This window comes from Oceaniglobus ichthyenteri (assembly GCF_003057885.1).
GTDB classification, from domain to species: domain Bacteria; phylum Pseudomonadota; class Alphaproteobacteria; order Rhodobacterales; family Rhodobacteraceae; genus Oceaniglobus; species Oceaniglobus ichthyenteri.
Genome location: NZ_QAGK01000003.1, coordinates 75,808 through 90,762, shown reverse-complemented (window position 1 = coordinate 90,762; position 14,955 = coordinate 75,808). Strand labels below are relative to the sequence as shown.

The window sequence follows — 14,955 nt, the reverse complement described above, 5'->3', positions numbered from 1 at the left end:
AATGAACGGCCATACCTTCAACTTTTGCGATACCACGCTGATCGCCCGGCCCAGCGGCACGTTGCACTGGCCCGCGCGCAATCTTTTGTGCGTGTCCGATCTGCATTTGGGGAAATCGGAACGGATCGCGCGGCGCGGTGGCACGATGCTGCCCCCCTATGAAACGCACGACACGTTGATGCGGTTGGAACAGGAAATCAGCCTGTTGAACCCTGAAACAGTTATCTGTCTGGGCGACAGTTTTGATGATCTGGCCGCGGGTTTGGCCATGACACAGGGTGATCGGGCAGGGCTGGCGCGGCTGATGGCCGGGCGCAGTTGGGTCTGGATCGAAGGGAACCACGATCCCGGCGCGGTCGATCTGGCCGGGCACCATCTGGCGCAGTTTAATGCCGGGCCGTTGGTGTTTCGCCATATCGCAACACCGACACGCGGCGAGATTTCGGGGCATTATCACCCCAAAGTAACCTTGCCCCTTAAAGGGCACCACATTTCGCGCCCCTGTTTTCTGATTGATCGCACACGGGTGATCATGCCCGCTTTTGGCACCTATACCGGCGGATTGCGCTGTAACGATCCGGCCCTAAACACCCTGATGGCGCCGGGGGCGATTGCCGTGATCACCGGCCCCAAGGCCCACGCATTTCCGATGGATCGGCGCAAGAAAACCGGTTAGGCGGTCAGCCCTTGGGGTTCGGCCCAGCCATTGGCGCGACAACAGGCGGTGACGGTATTGGCCAAAAGACAGGCGATGGTCATTGGGCCAACGCCGCCGGGCACCGGCGTGATCGCGCCCGCCACCTCAACACAGGAGGCGAAATCGCAATCACCCACCAGTTTGGTTTTTTCGCCATTCGGCACCCGGTTGATCCCCACATCAATCACCGTCGCCCCCGGTTTGATCCAATCGCCCGGCACCATTTCCGGGCGGCCCACGGCGGCAATCACAATATCGGCGCGCCGCACAACCGCCTGCAAATCATTGGTTTTGCTGTGGCAAATGGTGACGGTGCAACTGTCGTTCAACAAAAGTTGGGCCATGGGTTTGCCCACGATGTTGGAGCGGCCAATCACCACCGCCTCAAGCCCTGCCAAATTGCCCAAATGATCGCGCAGCATCATCAGCGCGCCCAAAGGTGTGCAGGGCACCATGGATTTCTGCCCGGTGCCCAACAGGCCAACGTTCGAGATATGAAACCCGTCCACATCTTTGGCCGGATTGATCGCGTTGATCACCAGATCAGAATTCAAATGATCGGGCAGAGGCAGTTGTACCAAAATCCCATGCACCGCGCTGTCAGCGTTCAACTTTTCAATCAAGGCCAACAGATCGGCCTCGGATGTTTCGGCGTCAAGGCGATGTTCGAAACTGGCCATGCCCACCTCGGCGGTCATTTTCCCCTTTGATCGGACATAGATTTGCGATGCCGGATCATCGCCCACCAACACAACGGCCAAACCCGGCGTGACGCCGTGATCCTGTTTCAACCGGGTGACATGGGTTGCGACCTTGGCGCGTACCGTGGCGGCGAATGCTTTTCCATCAATGATCTTGGCTGTCATGGCAATCTTGCCCCTGTCTGTTTCGTGAATTTTACGGACGACGCTTAAAAAAGCCCTTCGATCTGGCCCGCGTCATTCAGGCGTATGGAATTGGCCGAGGGCACCCGGGGCAGGCCCGGCATGGTCATGATCTCTCCGCAGATCGCCACGACAAACCCGGCCCCTGCCGACAGGCGCACTTCGCGCACCGGAATGGTGAAACCTGTGGGCGCGCCGCGCGCTTCGGGGTCGGTGGTGAAACTGTATTGGGTTTTGGCCATGCACACCGGCAAATGGCCATATCCCTGTTCCTCCCATTCTTTCAACTGGTTGCGGATTTTTTGATCCATCACCACCCCGTCGGCGCGATAAATCTTGGTCGCGATGGTTTCGATTTTGTCAGCCAGAGACAGATCATCGGCGTAGGTATGGGAAAAATCAACCTGATCCGCATCGGCAATTTCTGCAATTCGCGTCGCCAGTTCGCGGGTACCCTCGCCGCCCTTGGCCCAATGCTGGCACAAAATCGCCTCGGACCCTTGGGTGGCGACGTAATCCTTTACCGCCTGTACCTCGGCATCGGTGTCTGTGACAAAATGGTTGATCGCCACCACCACCGGCACGCCAAAGGATTTGATGTTTTCGATATGACGCCCCAGATTGGCACAGCCACCCTTGACCGCATCAACGTTTTCGGCCCCCAAATCGGCCTTGGCCACGCCGCCGTTCATCTTCATCGCGCGCACGGTGGCCACCAGAACCACCGCAGACGGGGTTAAACCGGCCTTGCGACATTTGATGTTGAGGAATTTCTCGGCCCCCAGATCGGCGCCAAATCCGGCCTCTGTCACCACATAATCGGCCAGTTTCAGCGCGGTCGTGGTGGCGATGACCGAATTGCACCCATGGGCGATATTGGCAAACGGTCCGCCATGTACGAAGGCCGGGTTATTCTCCAACGTCTGTACCAGATTGGGTTGCATCGCGTCTTTCAACAACACGGTCATGGCCCCATCGGCCTGAATATCGCGGCAATAGATCGGTTTTTTCTCGCGGGTATAGGCAACGATCATATCGCCCAGACGCTTTTCCAGATCTTTCAGATCCTTGGCCAGACACAGAATGGCCATCACTTCGGAGGCGACGGTAATATCAAACCCCGTTTCACGGGGAAACCCGTTTGCCACCCCGCCCAAAGACGCGGTGATCTGGCGCAAGGCGCGATCGTTCATATCCAGAACCCGCCGCCAGACGACGCGCCGCGCGTCGATTTCCAATGGGTTGCCCCAGTAAATCGAATTGTCGATCATCGCTGACAACAGATTATGCGCACTGGTGATCGCATGAAAATCACCGGTAAAGTGCAGGTTCATCTCTTCCATCGGAACGATCTGGGCATACCCGCCGCCCGCCGCGCCGCCCTTCATCCCGAAATTCGGGCCAAGCGATGCCTCGCGGATACATACCGCCGCATTCTTGCCGATGGCGTTCAGACCATCGCCCAAACCAACGGTTGTGGTGGTTTTGCCTTCGCCAGCGGGGGTCGGGTTGATCGCAGTGACGAGAATCAGCTTGCCGTTCTTGCGCCCCTGCACCGAAGTTATGAAATCCTGACTGATCTTGGCTTTGTCATGGCCATAGGGCAGCAGATCATCCGCCGAAATGCCCAATTTCGCGCCGATCTCTTGTATCGGGCGTTTCTTGGCATCGCGGGCGATTTCGATATCTGTCTTGTGGCTCATGATCGGTGGTCCCTTTTCCCTGCGTGGTCCAATGCGCCCGTCATAGCCCGGCGCGCCCCCCAAGCGTGAGGGGGATTACGACCTTTGGGCCAGTGAAATCGCCGTTTGTACAGAAGATATGTGGTTGATCGGAAACTTTTTCGGGCGACGGGAACCAGAATGGCCATGGCGGGTTGGTTAGACAACAGTAAGGAATAAATCAAATGCGTACCGTAACACTTGCCATTCATGGCGGCCTGTTTACAGGTCTTGCTTTAGCCGCCCTCGCGTTGGTGTAAGCACTCACTCTCTAAAGGTTGGAAAAGGCCGGGCCCCTCGCCCGGTTTTTTCTGTTTCAGGGGGTCCAGCCCCGTTGCCCCGGAATATGCAATGCCAGCCGATCACCCACGCGCAAGGTGCCGGGCCGTTCCACCCACGCGGTCACACCGCGTTTTCCCTTGGCCGCTGTCTTGAACCCCTTGCCCTGACCGGGGTGCGCCATATCAATGGTTTTGGCGGGGAACAGACAGGGTTGGTTCAACATATCAACGGTCAACGTTGTGCCATTTTCGGCCTGAAGCCGGGCAGAGGGCGGAATATGGGTGAAATCGGGAATCCCCTTCACCACCACTGACGCCCCCACCCAAGCCGGATCAATCCGATCCAAGCTCAGCTTTGCGGCAATCTGCGCCAATTCTTCATCACTGACGATCGAGATTTGCCGGGTGTTGCGAATTTCAGTGTTGCGTTTGTACTGGGCCAACACGCGCGAACAGGACGGGCGATTTTCGCCACTGTGACAATCTGGGGCATATCCGCCCCAAGTCAGCGGCATTTGCTCAAGTTTCCGGGTTACGATTTCGGCGCCGTCGCGGTGCGGGACAAAGCCCAACCATTTTATGGTGCCGATATAACGGGTTGCGATCAGGGCTGGCATGGCTTCGCTTTCGATCAGAGGCCGCAAACAAAAATCCCGGAAACCTGTCGGCACCCGGGATTTGCAATCTTATTTTGCCCGACGCTCAGGCAGAGGGTTCAGGCTCTAACCCTGTATCGGGGGATTTTGGTTTCTTGGTTTTTGGAACAGCGGTCAGCGACGGCGTATTGCCCTGATCGGGGCGGTTGTCGTTGTCATCGCCGCGGTTCAACGGCTCGCCATTCACCACCTTCATGATTTCGGCGCCGGTCAGGGTTTCATATTCCAACAACCCTTGGGCCAGACGTTCAAGATCATCACGCTTTTCGGTCAGAATCCGTTTTGCGGTTTCATAACCGGTGTCGATGATCTCTTTCACCTTTTCGTCAATGATCCGCTGATATTCGGCCGAATGGTTCGTGCCGCCACCATACGACCCCAGATGCGACTGTTGTTCGTTGGCGTAATCGACATATCCCAATTCCTCGGAATATCCGAACTGGGTGACCATGGCGCGGGCAATCTTGCTGACCTGTTGAATATCAGAGGCCGCGCCCGAGGTGACGTTTTCTTTGCCAAACACCAATTCTTCGGCCACACGCCCGCCCATCGCCATGGCGATCTTGCTGGTGTATTTTGTCCAGGACACCGACAACTGATCACGCTCAGGCAAAGACAGAACCAGACCCAAGGCGCGCCCGCGCGGAATGATCGTGGCCTTGTGGATCGGGTCATGTTGCGGCACGTTCAAACCGACAATGGCATGGCCTGCCTCGTGATAGGCGGTCAGTTTCTTTTCGTCTTCGGACATGACCATGGAACGCCGCTCGGCCCCCATCATCACCTTGTCCTTGGCGTTTTCGAAATCTTCCATCACCACAAAACGGCGGCCCACACGCGCGGCGGTCAGGGCCGCCTCGTTCACCAGGTTGGCCAGATCGGCACCGGAAAAGCCGGGGCAGCCACGGGCAATGATTCGCAGATCCACATCCGGGCCCAGCGGCACCTTGCGCGCATGCACGCCAAGAATTTTTTCACGGCCTTTGATATCGGGGTTGGGCACCTGAACCTGCCGGTCAAACCGGCCAGGGCGCAAAAGGGCCGGGTCCAACACATCGGGGCGGTTGGTCGCGGCAACGATGATGATGCCTTCGTTGGCCTCGAACCCGTCCATTTCAACCAAAAGCTGGTTCAGCGTCTGCTCACGTTCATCATTGCCGCCGCCATAGCCCACACCGCGCGACCGGCCTACGGCATCGATTTCATCGATGAACACGATACAGGGGGCGTTCTTCTTGGCCTGTTCGAACATGTCGCGCACACGCGATGCGCCGACACCCACAAACATTTCCACAAAATCCGAACCCGAAATGGTGAAAAACGGCACGCCCGCTTCACCGGCGATGGCGCGTGCCAGCAGGGTCTTACCCGTGCCCGGAGGGCCGACAAGCAACGCACCCTTGGGGATTTTACCGCCCAAGCGGGAAAATTTCTGCGGATTGCGCAGAAATTCAACGATTTCCTCAAGCTCTTCTTTGGCTTCATCAATGCCGGCGACATCATCAAATGTCACCCGGCCCGATTTTTCGGTCAGCAATTTGGCACGTGATTTGCCAAATCCCATGGCACCGCCTTTGCCGCCGCCCTGCATCCGGTTCATGAAATAAATCCACACCCCGATCAGCAGAAGGAACGGCAGGAACGTCATCAAAATGGTGGTGAAACCGCTTTGTTCCTGTGGCTTGGCGTTCACGGTGACGTTTTTATCGATCAACCGCTGGGTCAATGCATCGCCGGTATCGGGGCGAATCGTGACATAATCGCTGCCGTCGGCACCACGGAACATCACCCGCTCACCATCCAGGGTCACGGCCGAAACATTGCCGCTGTCCACCGCTTCGACAAATTCAGAATAGCTGATCGAGCGTGAATTGATCGACGACTGGCCACCTGAAAACAGGTTGAACAATGCCACGACCAGAAGGATCAGAACGGCCCAGAAGGCCAAGTTTCGCGCGTTCCCCAAAGGTTCTCTCCTGACAGAAATCTGTTGCGCCGGATCACGGCGGTTGTCTCTAAGATAGAGATCATGATGATTTGTTCAATGCGATAACAAGAATCCGGCGAAATCGTCGCGGGGTTTTGCCAGACATGCAGACCACTCATCGCCAAACCCGGCAAGGGGCGCGGCAACCAGGGCGCTCCCGCGCCAGATCGCCGGACTGGCCAGCAGGCTGGCCCGGGGCAAGGGGCGGTCGCGCCACGTGTCACACCGGGGCAAACCCAACGGGCCAAGTGGCGCAATGTGCAGATCGTGGGCGTGAGGACCGCGCAGCACCCAGCGCCCATCCCACAGCGCGTCTGTGGCGGTCTTCAAATGCTGAACCGCCGCATATTCGCGGGTTATCCGGCGGGTTTCCCCCCTGGCCAACATCAGACACCCCGCCAATGTGGTTTGGCGGCCGGTCCTGATTGCCTCCAGAAACGTGTCTTGTTTGGCGCGCCGCCGGGCATAGTCGGCCCCATTCAGCCAACATTGCGCCGCGGTGGCGATGCGGCGTCGGATTTCCCGGGGCAGCGCCGAAAACCCCACCGCATCGATCAAAAGATCACCGTCCTGTTGGGTCACGGTTCCCCGGGCAAAGTGATGGGCGGAAAACCGCAAGGCAGTGCGCGCCTCGGCCAGGTTTTGCGCCGCATTGCGTAAAATATCAACCGATAGACCATGATCGGCCAGGTTGGCCAAGGCGCCGCGCACCCGGGCACGTTCATGGGCCGGATCGCTATTGGTGGGGTCATCGACATAAGGCAGGTTCTGCCGGTGAAGATAGCTGTGCAGATCGGCGCGCGACTGGCCCAACAATGGGCGGCAAAATCGCACATCCCCCCAGACAAAATCAGGCGTCATCGCCGCCAGCCCATCAACCCCCGCCCGCCGCGCCAGCCGCATCACAAAGGTTTCGGCCACATCATCGCCGTGGTGGGCAAGGGCGATCTGACCAATGCCCAATTCCCGCGCCCAATCCGACATCAACCCGTAGCGTGCGCGCCGGGCTTGGTCCATCAGGTTGCCCGATGCATCGCGCCCCTGCCAATGCAATGTATCGTGGGGGATATCGTGGGCGGCACAAAACCGTGCAACCATCGCCGCCTCGTCGCGCGCGGCGTCGCGCAGGCCATGATCAACCGTTACGGCGTGCAGGTGCAGATTGGACCGGCTTAACAGATGCAACAGCGCCATGGAATCGCCACCACCGGAAACCGCCACGCCCACGGGCAGGGCCGGATCAAAGGGGCGTTGCGCCGCGTCGATCAGATTGTCAGCCGCGCCGCTTATCCACACGCCAACCCGGCCCGTGCGGTCTGTGCCTCAAGGCTGGCTGTGGTTTCAGGGAACCGGTCGGTGACTTCGGCCAGAATGGCGCAGGCATCGCTGGGTTGGCCCAACTGGCCCAGTTTCAAACCCAGCTTCAACAGGGCATCGGGCGCTTTTTCACCTGCCGGTGCACCGGAAAACGATTCAAGATAGGCGCGCGCGGCCTGTTCGTTTTCGCCGAGCGACGACAGCGCCTCACCCCGGTAATAATGCGCCTGCGATGTCAGCGCGCCGGCGGTGTAGGTCTGGGAAAAGGTCGCAAAGAGGTCAGCGGCGGTGCGAAAGTCACCTTGATCGAGCACCGCCCGGGCCCGATCAAAATCCGTCTTTTCGCCCATGGCCAATTCGGTGTTGCCTGTCTCTGCGGGGCGGGGCGGCGCCGCACGGGGGGCCGCTTCGCCGCCCAGGGGCGCGGTGGTTTCTAATGCACCAATGTCACATCCCGGTTCCAGTTCGCAAACCCGAAACTGCAGATCGCCAATGCGGTTGGTGCCATCGGCCACCACCTGATTGACCCGGTTTTCCAGACGTTCGGTCAATCCGGTCAGGCGGCTCAGCTCGGCCTCCATGGTGTCGATGCGTTGCAGCGCCGACGTGTTGGACAGATCGACGCCCGGCGTGCCGGTGGTCGATAATTCACGGCGCAGTTTTTGCACCTCGACCAACAGGATCGACAATTCCTGCCGGATATCGGCCAGTGTGGTATCCTGTGCCTGTGCCTGTGCGCCAATCGGCAGCGCCATCGCCAAGACCAAAGCACCGGAAAGAAGAAGGGAACGGTTCATGGTTATGACAGCGCCCCGCCCGCGGCAATCACCGTCACGGCGCGGCGGTTTTTCGCATAGCACGCTTCGGAGGAGCAGACTTCGATTGGCCGTTCCTTGCCATATGTCACGGTCCGCAACCGGCTGGCACTGACGCCTTGGGACACCAGATAATCACGCGCGGCAGACGCGCGGCGCGCGCCCAGGGCCAGGTTGTATTCGCGCGTGCCCTGCTCGTCGGCGTGGCCTTCGATGATGGCTGTGTATTCGGGATTGCGGGTCAGCCACAGGGCCTGTCCGGCCAAGGTGGCGCGGCCATCATCGGTCAGGGTTGAGGTGTCGATTGTAAACAGCACCCGGTCACCCACGGTCTGTTGAAAATACATTGGCGAACTGGGGTCCAGACTGCCTTGGCCGATGGTTTCACTGCCCAATGGCCCTGAACTGCCAAAGCCGTCATTCGGGCCGCCGCCCATGCCCCCGGCACCGCCGCCGAACCTGTCAGCGTTGGTGCAAGCGGTCATTGCGATCATAAGCAGCAGCGCGGTGCCGATTTTTTTCATTGTAGTATCCTGTTCTGGCCTCTGCCCGTTTCCCGGGATTCTAGCACTGTGTTTCGTGTTTGGAAACGGCGACGTGCCGTCTGATGGTAAAACCGACGATTTACAGGCAGATTTGCGCAAACCGCCGCCAATTGGCGCCCTATTTCAACAGCGGCGACCACGCCGGGTCCGATGCTGCCCCGTCAATCGGCACTTTTTTCAAGTTTCGCCCTGATATATCAACGGAATAGAGCGCGGATTGCCCATCGGACCCTTGGGATTCGCGCATGAACATCAACACCCGCCCATTGGGCGCCCATGTCGGGCCTTCGTCCAGAAACGATGCTGTCAGCAGGCGTTCTTCGGACCCGTCGGTGCGCATCACGCCAATGTGAAAGCGCCCGGCATTCTGTTTGGTGAAGGCAATCAGGTCACCGCGCGGCGACCAGACCGGCGTGCCATAGCGCCCCGCACCAAAGGAAATGCGCGACGCCTCGCCGCCATTTGCCCCCATGACATACAGTTGCGGGGTGCCGGACCGGTCGGATTCAAATACGATCTGGTTGCCATCCGGCGAATAGCTGGGCGCGGTTTCGATGCTGGGCGTATTGGTCAGGCGTTCGGGCTGCCCCCCGGGGCGAAGACGGTAAATATCGGTATTGCCGCCCTGGGCCGCCGAAAACACCACGGTTTGCCCATCGGGCGCATATCGCGGCGCGAATGTCATGCTGTCGGCAGGCACCGGCAGTTTCACGCGGCTGACGCTTCCCACATCCAGCTGGTAAATTTGCGGAAAGCCGGTTTCGTAACTGGTATAAAGAATTCGCTCGCCCGCAGGTGAAAACCGCGGCGCCAGCACAAGAGAGCTGCTGTCGGTCAGATACTGGATATTGGCACCATCGAAATCCATGATCGCCAGACGTTTCTTGCGTTCATTTTTTGGGCCCTGCTCGGATACAAACACCACCCGACTGTCGAAATAGCCGCCTTCGCCGGTGATCCGGGAATACACCGCATCGGCCACCTTGTGCGCCATACGCCGCCAGGAATTGGTCGTGCCCTGAAATTGCAGACCTTCACCAAGCTGCGCTTCGGAAAACACATCAAACACCCGAAATTTCACCGTCAGGCGGCCATCGGCGCTGGCGCTGACCGCGCCGGTGATCAAAGCCTGGGCATTCACCGCTTTCCAGTTGGCATAATCGACCGATGGGGTGAATTGCGTGACTTGGGTGATAAAGGCATCGGCGGGGATTTCACGAAACAGCCCGGTACCGGCCAGATCGGCGGCAATCAGCCGGGACAGACGCGCGGCATATTCACCGCCGCCGCCATCTTCGGCTATAAAATCCGGCACAGCAAAAGGCAGCGGTTCAATCACCCCTTCGGTGATATCGATGCGTAACGGGCCATCCTGGGCGAAAACGGGCGCGGCAAACGGCGTCAAAGCCAATGCCAGCGCGGCGGTTAGCAGGCGGAAACGGGTCATATAAATCCTCATCCTGTCCTATCGGGTGCGGTGGGCTGTGTCATACCCCCAAACCGCTGGGATCAATCGTAAGTTCCAATGTGCGCCACTGGTTATACGTCGACTGTGGCAGGGGAACACGCGGTGCGCCACCGTGAATGTTTGCCTGCTGCGCTGACCCGACGCTCTGGCGTGGCGCGTTGTCAACCTGCGCATCTGCCGGAACTTCTGTGAAACAGGCGGGGGGAAACATCACCGCATCCTCATCCCGCTGGGATCGAACGTCATTTCGATATTCTGCCACTGGCCGAACTTTTCCTGCGGCAGCGGAAAGCCCGACGCGCCGCAGCGTATGACGGCGCGCCGTGCGGCCTCATAGGCCTGACGGGCGGCGGTATCATCGCCGCCTGACGATTCCAGCATCCGAATCGTGCTGTTGATCGGCGTGCCGTCGCGGTTCATCGTCATCGCCACAACCACTGTGGTGCGCAACGCTTCCGAGCTGAGCGAGCCGACGTTCCAACACTGTTGCACTGAAACCCGAAGCGCCTCTTTTTCACCAGAGGTCAGGGGCGGGCCCGACGGCGCGGCCTGAACCGGTGTGGTATCTTGCTGCGCGCCTTCCAACGCCTCGCGCAGCGCGGCCTCAACGCTGTCGCTGCTGGCTTCGGCGGTGCGCCCCGGGGTGCGCGGCGCGTCGGGTGTGCGCGACACTTCGGCCGTACGCGGGCGTTCTGGTCGGCGGGCCGGGCGCGCCGATGTGGTGGGGGCGCCGGCCGCGGGTGGGGTGGCGGCCTCATCCGTCGGGGTTTCGGCCTCGGTCACGATTTCGGTCGTGGTTTCTTCGGGTGCGGCGGCGGGTTCCACCGGGGTGGGTTCGGGCGGGGCCGGATCAGGCTCGGGCGTTGGGTCGGGGGATGGCGCGGCGGTTTCCACCGGGTCAGGCGCGGTTTCCGCATCGGGCGGCGGGGGCGGTGTTGCCTCGTTTGCGATCCGGCGGGCCGGGCGCGGGGTGGCTGTTGGCGCGGTGGGGCGCGGGGTCACCACGGGCGGTGCGACCTGTTCGGGTTCGGGCGCGGCCACTTGCGGCTCGGGCACGGGTTCGGGGGCCACGGGGGCCGGTTCGGGGGCCTCAACCACCGGTTCGGGTTCCGGCGTCGGCTCGGGTTCGGATTCCGGCTCTGGCGTCGGTTCCGGCTCTGGCGCGGGCGTCGGTTCAGGCTCGGGTTCTGGTATCGGCTCAGGCTCGGGCTCAGGCTCGGGCGCCGGGGCCGGTTCAGGCTCGGCCGGCGTTTCAACCGGCGGTGTTGGCTCGGGCACTGGCTCCACTTCGGGTTCGGTTGCCGGTGCCGGGGTTTCGCCCGCATCAGGCCGCGTCAGGGCGGCAAATTCCTCTTCGCTCAACAGCGTCACATTCGCCACTTCGGGCGGCGGCGGCGGATTCAGCGCAAACAACCCACCAAGGAGGGCGACACCAATCAGTGCCACATGGCCAACGCCAGAAAGGGTGAAACCGGTTCTCACACCCTGCCCCTTAATTCCCCTGGCCGTCCAACGTCGGACCGCCGGTCTCGGTGACCAAACCGATTTCGTTGAACCCGCCAGCATTCAGCGCGCCCATCACCTGGACCACCCGCTCATAGGGAATGGCCCCATCGGCGCGCAAAAACACCTTTTGGCTGGTGCGCTCGGCGGCAATGGCGCGCAATTGACCGATCAGATCATCACTTTCGGTTTCATTGCTCATCAACAAGACCCGCCCATCAACGGTCAGCGTCACGGTCAAGGGTTCCTCACGCTCGGTCGGAAGCGCCTCGGCGCTGGTTTTGGGCAATTCGATCGGCACGCCCACGGTCAACAGCGGCGCGGCCACCATGAACACGATCAGCAACACCAACATCACATCCACAAACGGTGTGACGTTGATATCGCTCATCGGTTTGCGTTTGGCCCGACGGTTGCGGCGACGCCCACCGCCCCCACCACTGTTTTCAATCGCTCCGGCCCCCATGGTTCAGGCGTCCAACTGGCGCGAAAGGATGGTGGCAAATTCATCGGCAAAGCTTTCATAGCCGCGCACGATCCGGTCGGAATCGGCACTCAGCTTGTTGTAAAAGACCACCGCCGGGATCGCCGCCAAAAGGCCCAGACCCGTGGCCAACAACGCCTCGGCAATGCCGGGGGCGACGACGGCCAGGTTGGTATTTTGCTGCTCTGCGATCTCGATAAACGCGTTCATGATGCCCCAGACGGTGCCGAACAGCCCAACAAACGGCGCGGTCGATCCGATGGTCGCGAGCAGCGGCAACCCTTTTTCCAATTCATCCGCCTCTTTGGTGATGGCCACATCCATGCTGCGGTCGATTCGCGCCTGCGCGCCGGGAATCAACCCGCCATCGCCCCGGTGCGAGCGGCGCCATTCGGTCATGCCCGCGACAAATACGGCCTCGGCCCTCCCGCCCGGATCGGCACCGATCTTGTCATATAATTCGTCCAACGGTTCGCCCGACCAGAACGCCGCCTCGAATCGGGCCTGTTCATTGCGCGCGCGGCGGAACACGATGTGTTTCTGAATGATCACCGCCCAGCCCCAAAAGGACGACAGAATCAACAACCACATCACAAGTTTTACGGTGATCGTGGCGCGGGCGTACAACCCCCACAACGAAAAATCGGCGCTCTGCGCCAGCGCAAGGGTTTCGGTTTCCATTATTCCTGCTCACTCTTCGACCGCTCTGTCGTCGGCCTTCATTAAAGAAGCATCTTAAAGCATTGTAAGGGGTAAATCCAATATCAATGGCCCCCTGCCGATATTTTAGGTCGTCTGCCCCGCCGCTCGGCGAAACTCTGCCGGCAGGCGGGTGGCCCGCCCGGCCCGGTCCAGCGCGACTAAAGTAACCTGTGCTGCAAACACTACCTGCCCATCGCGGCAAACATCCTGGGCCAGAACCAGCCGCGCACCCGTGCACCTGACGATCCGGGTCTGCACCTGCAACGCATCGTCAAACCGGGCGGGTATCACATAATCCGCCTCAATCCGCGCCACTGCAAACACCTGGCCTGCGTCGCGCAACGCGCCCTGATCAATACCCAGTTCGCGCACCCAATCCGAACGCGCCCGTTCGATATATTTCAGGTAATTGGCGTAATAGACAATGCCCGCCATATCCGTGTCTTCATAATATACACGCACTGAAAACTGGTGCATCATCCCTGCCCTTGCCGCATATCCCGTCTTGGGTTTTATATCATCCAACAGGCGCACCAAACGCCAAACAAAACATCGTGTGCGCCGCAGGCGCTCCTTTTGGTCAGACTGCGATTGGCTGACCGGCCACCCAAACGGCGGCAATCGCGCGGTCATCGCCCATCATCAGGGTGGGGAACACCGCCTCCCAAATATCCTCGGCCCGTTCGGCCCGCTGCGCAATCGCGGGGGTCGAGCCAAGATCAAGCGCGATAATATCCGCCTCACTACCCACGGCCAGGGTGCCCACACAATCGGCCATGTGCAAAGCGCTTGCCGAACCGGCGGTGGCCAGCCACAGCAATTGCGCCGGATGCAACGCAGTGCCCGCCAACTGCCCGATTTCATAAGCCGCCGCCATGGTGCGCAACATCGAAAACGATGATCCCCCACCGGTGTCCGTCGCCAGCCCCACCGAAACGCCGCGCGCCTTAAGCGCCGCCATCTGAAACAGGCCCGAACCGATAAAGGCATTGGAGGTCGGGCAATGCACCACCGCCGCCCCCGTTTCGGCCAAACGATCCACCTCGCGCGGCTTCAGATGGATGGCATGGCCATAAACGCCCCGCGCGCCCAGCAATCCATGCGCCTCATATGTATCCAGATAATCGCGCGCTTCGGGGTGCAAATCACCAACCCAGGCAATTTCATCCACCTGTTCCGACAGATGAGTCTGCATCAGGCAATCAGGGTATTCACCCCACAACGCGCCCAGCGCGGCCAATTGTTCGGGCGTTGACGTTGGCGTGAACCGCGGTGTGATCGCGTATTGCAACCGGTCCACCCCATGCCAGCGGTCGATCAATGCCTTGCTGTCATCATAGGCCGATTGCGCCGTATCGCGCAGCCCGTCGGGCGCATTGCGATCCATACAGGTTTTGCCCGCCACCGCTCGCACGCCGCGCGCCCGTCCTTCGGCAAAAAATGCCTCAACCGATGCGGGATGGATCGTGCCATAACTGCACACCGTGGTGGTCCCCGCCGCCAGGGTCAGATCGAAATACCGCGCCGCGATTTGTGCGGCATAATCAGCATTGCCAAACCGCTGTTCTTCGGGAAACGTATAGGTGTTCAGCCAATCAATCAGACGCTTGCCCCAACTGGCAATGATCGCCGTCTGGGGATAATGCACATGGGCATCGACAAAACCGGGCAACAGCACCGCTTCGCCCATATCCTGCACCGCTACACCGGGGTGGGCGGCGCACACAGTGTCGGCTGGGCCGGTGGCGACAATCCGCCCATCCTGTACCAAAATCGCGCCATGGCGATGGTATTGCACCGCCTGCGTCAGTGGTACGACAAAGGGGTCATCCTGAATATCAATCAGTTGCCCAAGAATAAGGCGGGCAGTTGCCCCGGAGTGTTGATCTGTCATT

Annotated in this window: 14 protein-coding genes; 1 reads left to right on the top strand and 13 read right to left on the bottom strand. The window is 60.2% G+C overall.

Going from position 1 to position 14,955, the window contains the following annotated elements; all coding sequences use genetic code 11:
- Position 1: 1 nt before the first annotated feature.
- Positions 2-676, top strand: coding sequence for a ligase-associated DNA damage response endonuclease PdeM (pdeM, locus tag C8265_RS05890; RefSeq protein WP_108483080.1), 675 nt, complete (start codon positions 2-4; stop codon positions 674-676).
- Here pdeM and folD read toward each other — a convergent pair.
- From folD to guaD, 13 genes are all read right to left on the bottom strand, one after another.
- Positions 673-1,563, bottom strand: coding sequence for a bifunctional methylenetetrahydrofolate dehydrogenase/methenyltetrahydrofolate cyclohydrolase FolD (gene folD, locus C8265_RS05885; protein WP_108483079.1), 891 nt, complete (start codon positions 1,561-1,563; stop codon positions 673-675). The genes pdeM and folD overlap by 4 nt on opposite strands.
- Before the next feature lie 44 nt (positions 1,564-1,607).
- Positions 1,608-3,284: a formate--tetrahydrofolate ligase gene (locus tag C8265_RS05880; RefSeq protein ID WP_108483078.1), complete on the bottom strand. Its 1,677-nt coding sequence runs from the start codon at positions 3,282-3,284 to the stop codon at positions 1,608-1,610.
- Between the two features lie 334 nt (positions 3,285-3,618).
- A complete protein-coding gene (locus C8265_RS05875; protein ID WP_108483329.1) occupies positions 3,619-4,200 on the bottom strand; it encodes an MOSC domain-containing protein in 582 nt (193 codons plus the stop codon).
- A gap of 85 nt (positions 4,201-4,285) precedes the next feature.
- On the bottom strand, positions 4,286-6,205 hold the full coding sequence (ftsH, locus tag C8265_RS05870; protein ID WP_108483077.1) for an ATP-dependent zinc metalloprotease FtsH: 1,920 nt from the start codon (positions 6,203-6,205) through the stop codon (positions 4,286-4,288).
- Positions 6,206-6,280: 75 nt separating this feature from the next.
- Entirely contained in the window at positions 6,281-7,522 is a 1,242-nt protein-coding gene (gene tilS, locus C8265_RS05865; RefSeq protein WP_240610993.1) for a tRNA lysidine(34) synthetase TilS, read from the bottom strand.
- Positions 7,513-8,340, bottom strand: coding sequence for a tol-pal system protein YbgF (gene ybgF / locus C8265_RS05860; RefSeq protein ID WP_108483076.1), 828 nt, complete (start codon positions 8,338-8,340; stop codon positions 7,513-7,515). The genes tilS and ybgF overlap by 10 nt, the downstream gene beginning before the upstream one ends.
- Positions 8,341-8,342: 2 nt before the next feature.
- Complete coding sequence (gene pal, locus C8265_RS05855) at positions 8,343-8,882, bottom strand: peptidoglycan-associated lipoprotein Pal (protein ID WP_108483075.1); 540 nt, start codon at positions 8,880-8,882, stop codon at positions 8,343-8,345.
- Between the two features lie 139 nt (positions 8,883-9,021).
- Positions 9,022-10,350 carry a Tol-Pal system beta propeller repeat protein TolB gene (gene tolB / locus C8265_RS05850; RefSeq protein ID WP_108483327.1) on the bottom strand — a complete coding sequence of 443 codons (1,329 nt, stop codon included), beginning with the start codon at positions 10,348-10,350 and terminating at the stop codon, positions 9,022-9,024.
- Between the two features lie 231 nt (positions 10,351-10,581).
- Positions 10,582-11,853 carry a hypothetical protein gene (locus C8265_RS05840; protein ID WP_108483073.1) on the bottom strand — a complete coding sequence of 424 codons (1,272 nt, stop codon included), beginning with the start codon at positions 11,851-11,853 and terminating at the stop codon, positions 10,582-10,584.
- A 10-nt stretch (positions 11,854-11,863) separates the two neighbouring features.
- Positions 11,864-12,340: a protein TolR gene (gene tolR, locus C8265_RS05835; protein ID WP_108483072.1), complete on the bottom strand. Its 477-nt coding sequence runs from the start codon at positions 12,338-12,340 to the stop codon at positions 11,864-11,866.
- 3 nt (positions 12,341-12,343) lie between these two features.
- The gene (tolQ, locus tag C8265_RS05830; protein WP_108483071.1) at positions 12,344-13,039 is read right to left on the bottom strand and encodes a protein TolQ; all 696 of its coding nucleotides are present in this window, start codon (positions 13,037-13,039) and stop codon (positions 12,344-12,346) included.
- Between the two features lie 105 nt (positions 13,040-13,144).
- Entirely contained in the window at positions 13,145-13,540 is a 396-nt protein-coding gene (gene ybgC, locus C8265_RS05825) for a tol-pal system-associated acyl-CoA thioesterase (protein ID WP_108483326.1), read from the bottom strand.
- Between the two features lie 100 nt (positions 13,541-13,640).
- Entirely contained in the window at positions 13,641-14,954 is a 1,314-nt protein-coding gene (guaD, locus tag C8265_RS05820; RefSeq protein ID WP_108483070.1) for a guanine deaminase, read from the bottom strand.
- Between the last annotated feature and the right edge of the window lies 1 nt (position 14,955).

What these genes read in the sequence shown, in the direction of transcription:
- pdeM (WP_108483080.1), top strand. Translation starts at nt 2, where the DNA reads ATGAACGGCCATACCTTCAACTTTTGCGATACCACGCTGATCGCCCGG.
- folD (WP_108483079.1), bottom strand. Translation starts at nt 1,563, where the DNA reads ATGACAGCCAAGATCATTGATGGAAAAGCATTCGCCGCCACGGTACGC.
- C8265_RS05880 (WP_108483078.1), bottom strand. Translation starts at nt 3,284, where the DNA reads ATGAGCCACAAGACAGATATCGAAATCGCCCGCGATGCCAAGAAACGC.
- C8265_RS05875 (WP_108483329.1), bottom strand. Translation starts at nt 4,200, where the DNA reads ATGCCAGCCCTGATCGCAACCCGTTATATCGGCACCATAAAATGGTTG.
- ybgF (WP_108483076.1), bottom strand. Translation starts at nt 8,340, where the DNA reads ATGAACCGTTCCCTTCTTCTTTCCGGTGCTTTGGTCTTGGCGATGGCG.
- pal (WP_108483075.1), bottom strand. Translation starts at nt 8,882, where the DNA reads ATGAAAAAAATCGGCACCGCGCTGCTGCTTATGATCGCAATGACCGCT.
- tolB (WP_108483327.1), bottom strand. Translation starts at nt 10,350, where the DNA reads ATGACCCGTTTCCGCCTGCTAACCGCCGCGCTGGCATTGGCTTTGACG.
- tolR (WP_108483072.1), bottom strand. Translation starts at nt 12,340, where the DNA reads ATGGGGGCCGGAGCGATTGAAAACAGTGGTGGGGGCGGTGGGCGTCGC.
- tolQ (WP_108483071.1), bottom strand. Translation starts at nt 13,039, where the DNA reads ATGGAAACCGAAACCCTTGCGCTGGCGCAGAGCGCCGATTTTTCGTTG.
- ybgC (WP_108483326.1), bottom strand. Translation starts at nt 13,540, where the DNA reads ATGATGCACCAGTTTTCAGTGCGTGTATATTATGAAGACACGGATATG.
- guaD (WP_108483070.1), bottom strand. Translation starts at nt 14,954, where the DNA reads ATGACAGATCAACACTCCGGGGCAACTGCCCGCCTTATTCTTGGGCAA.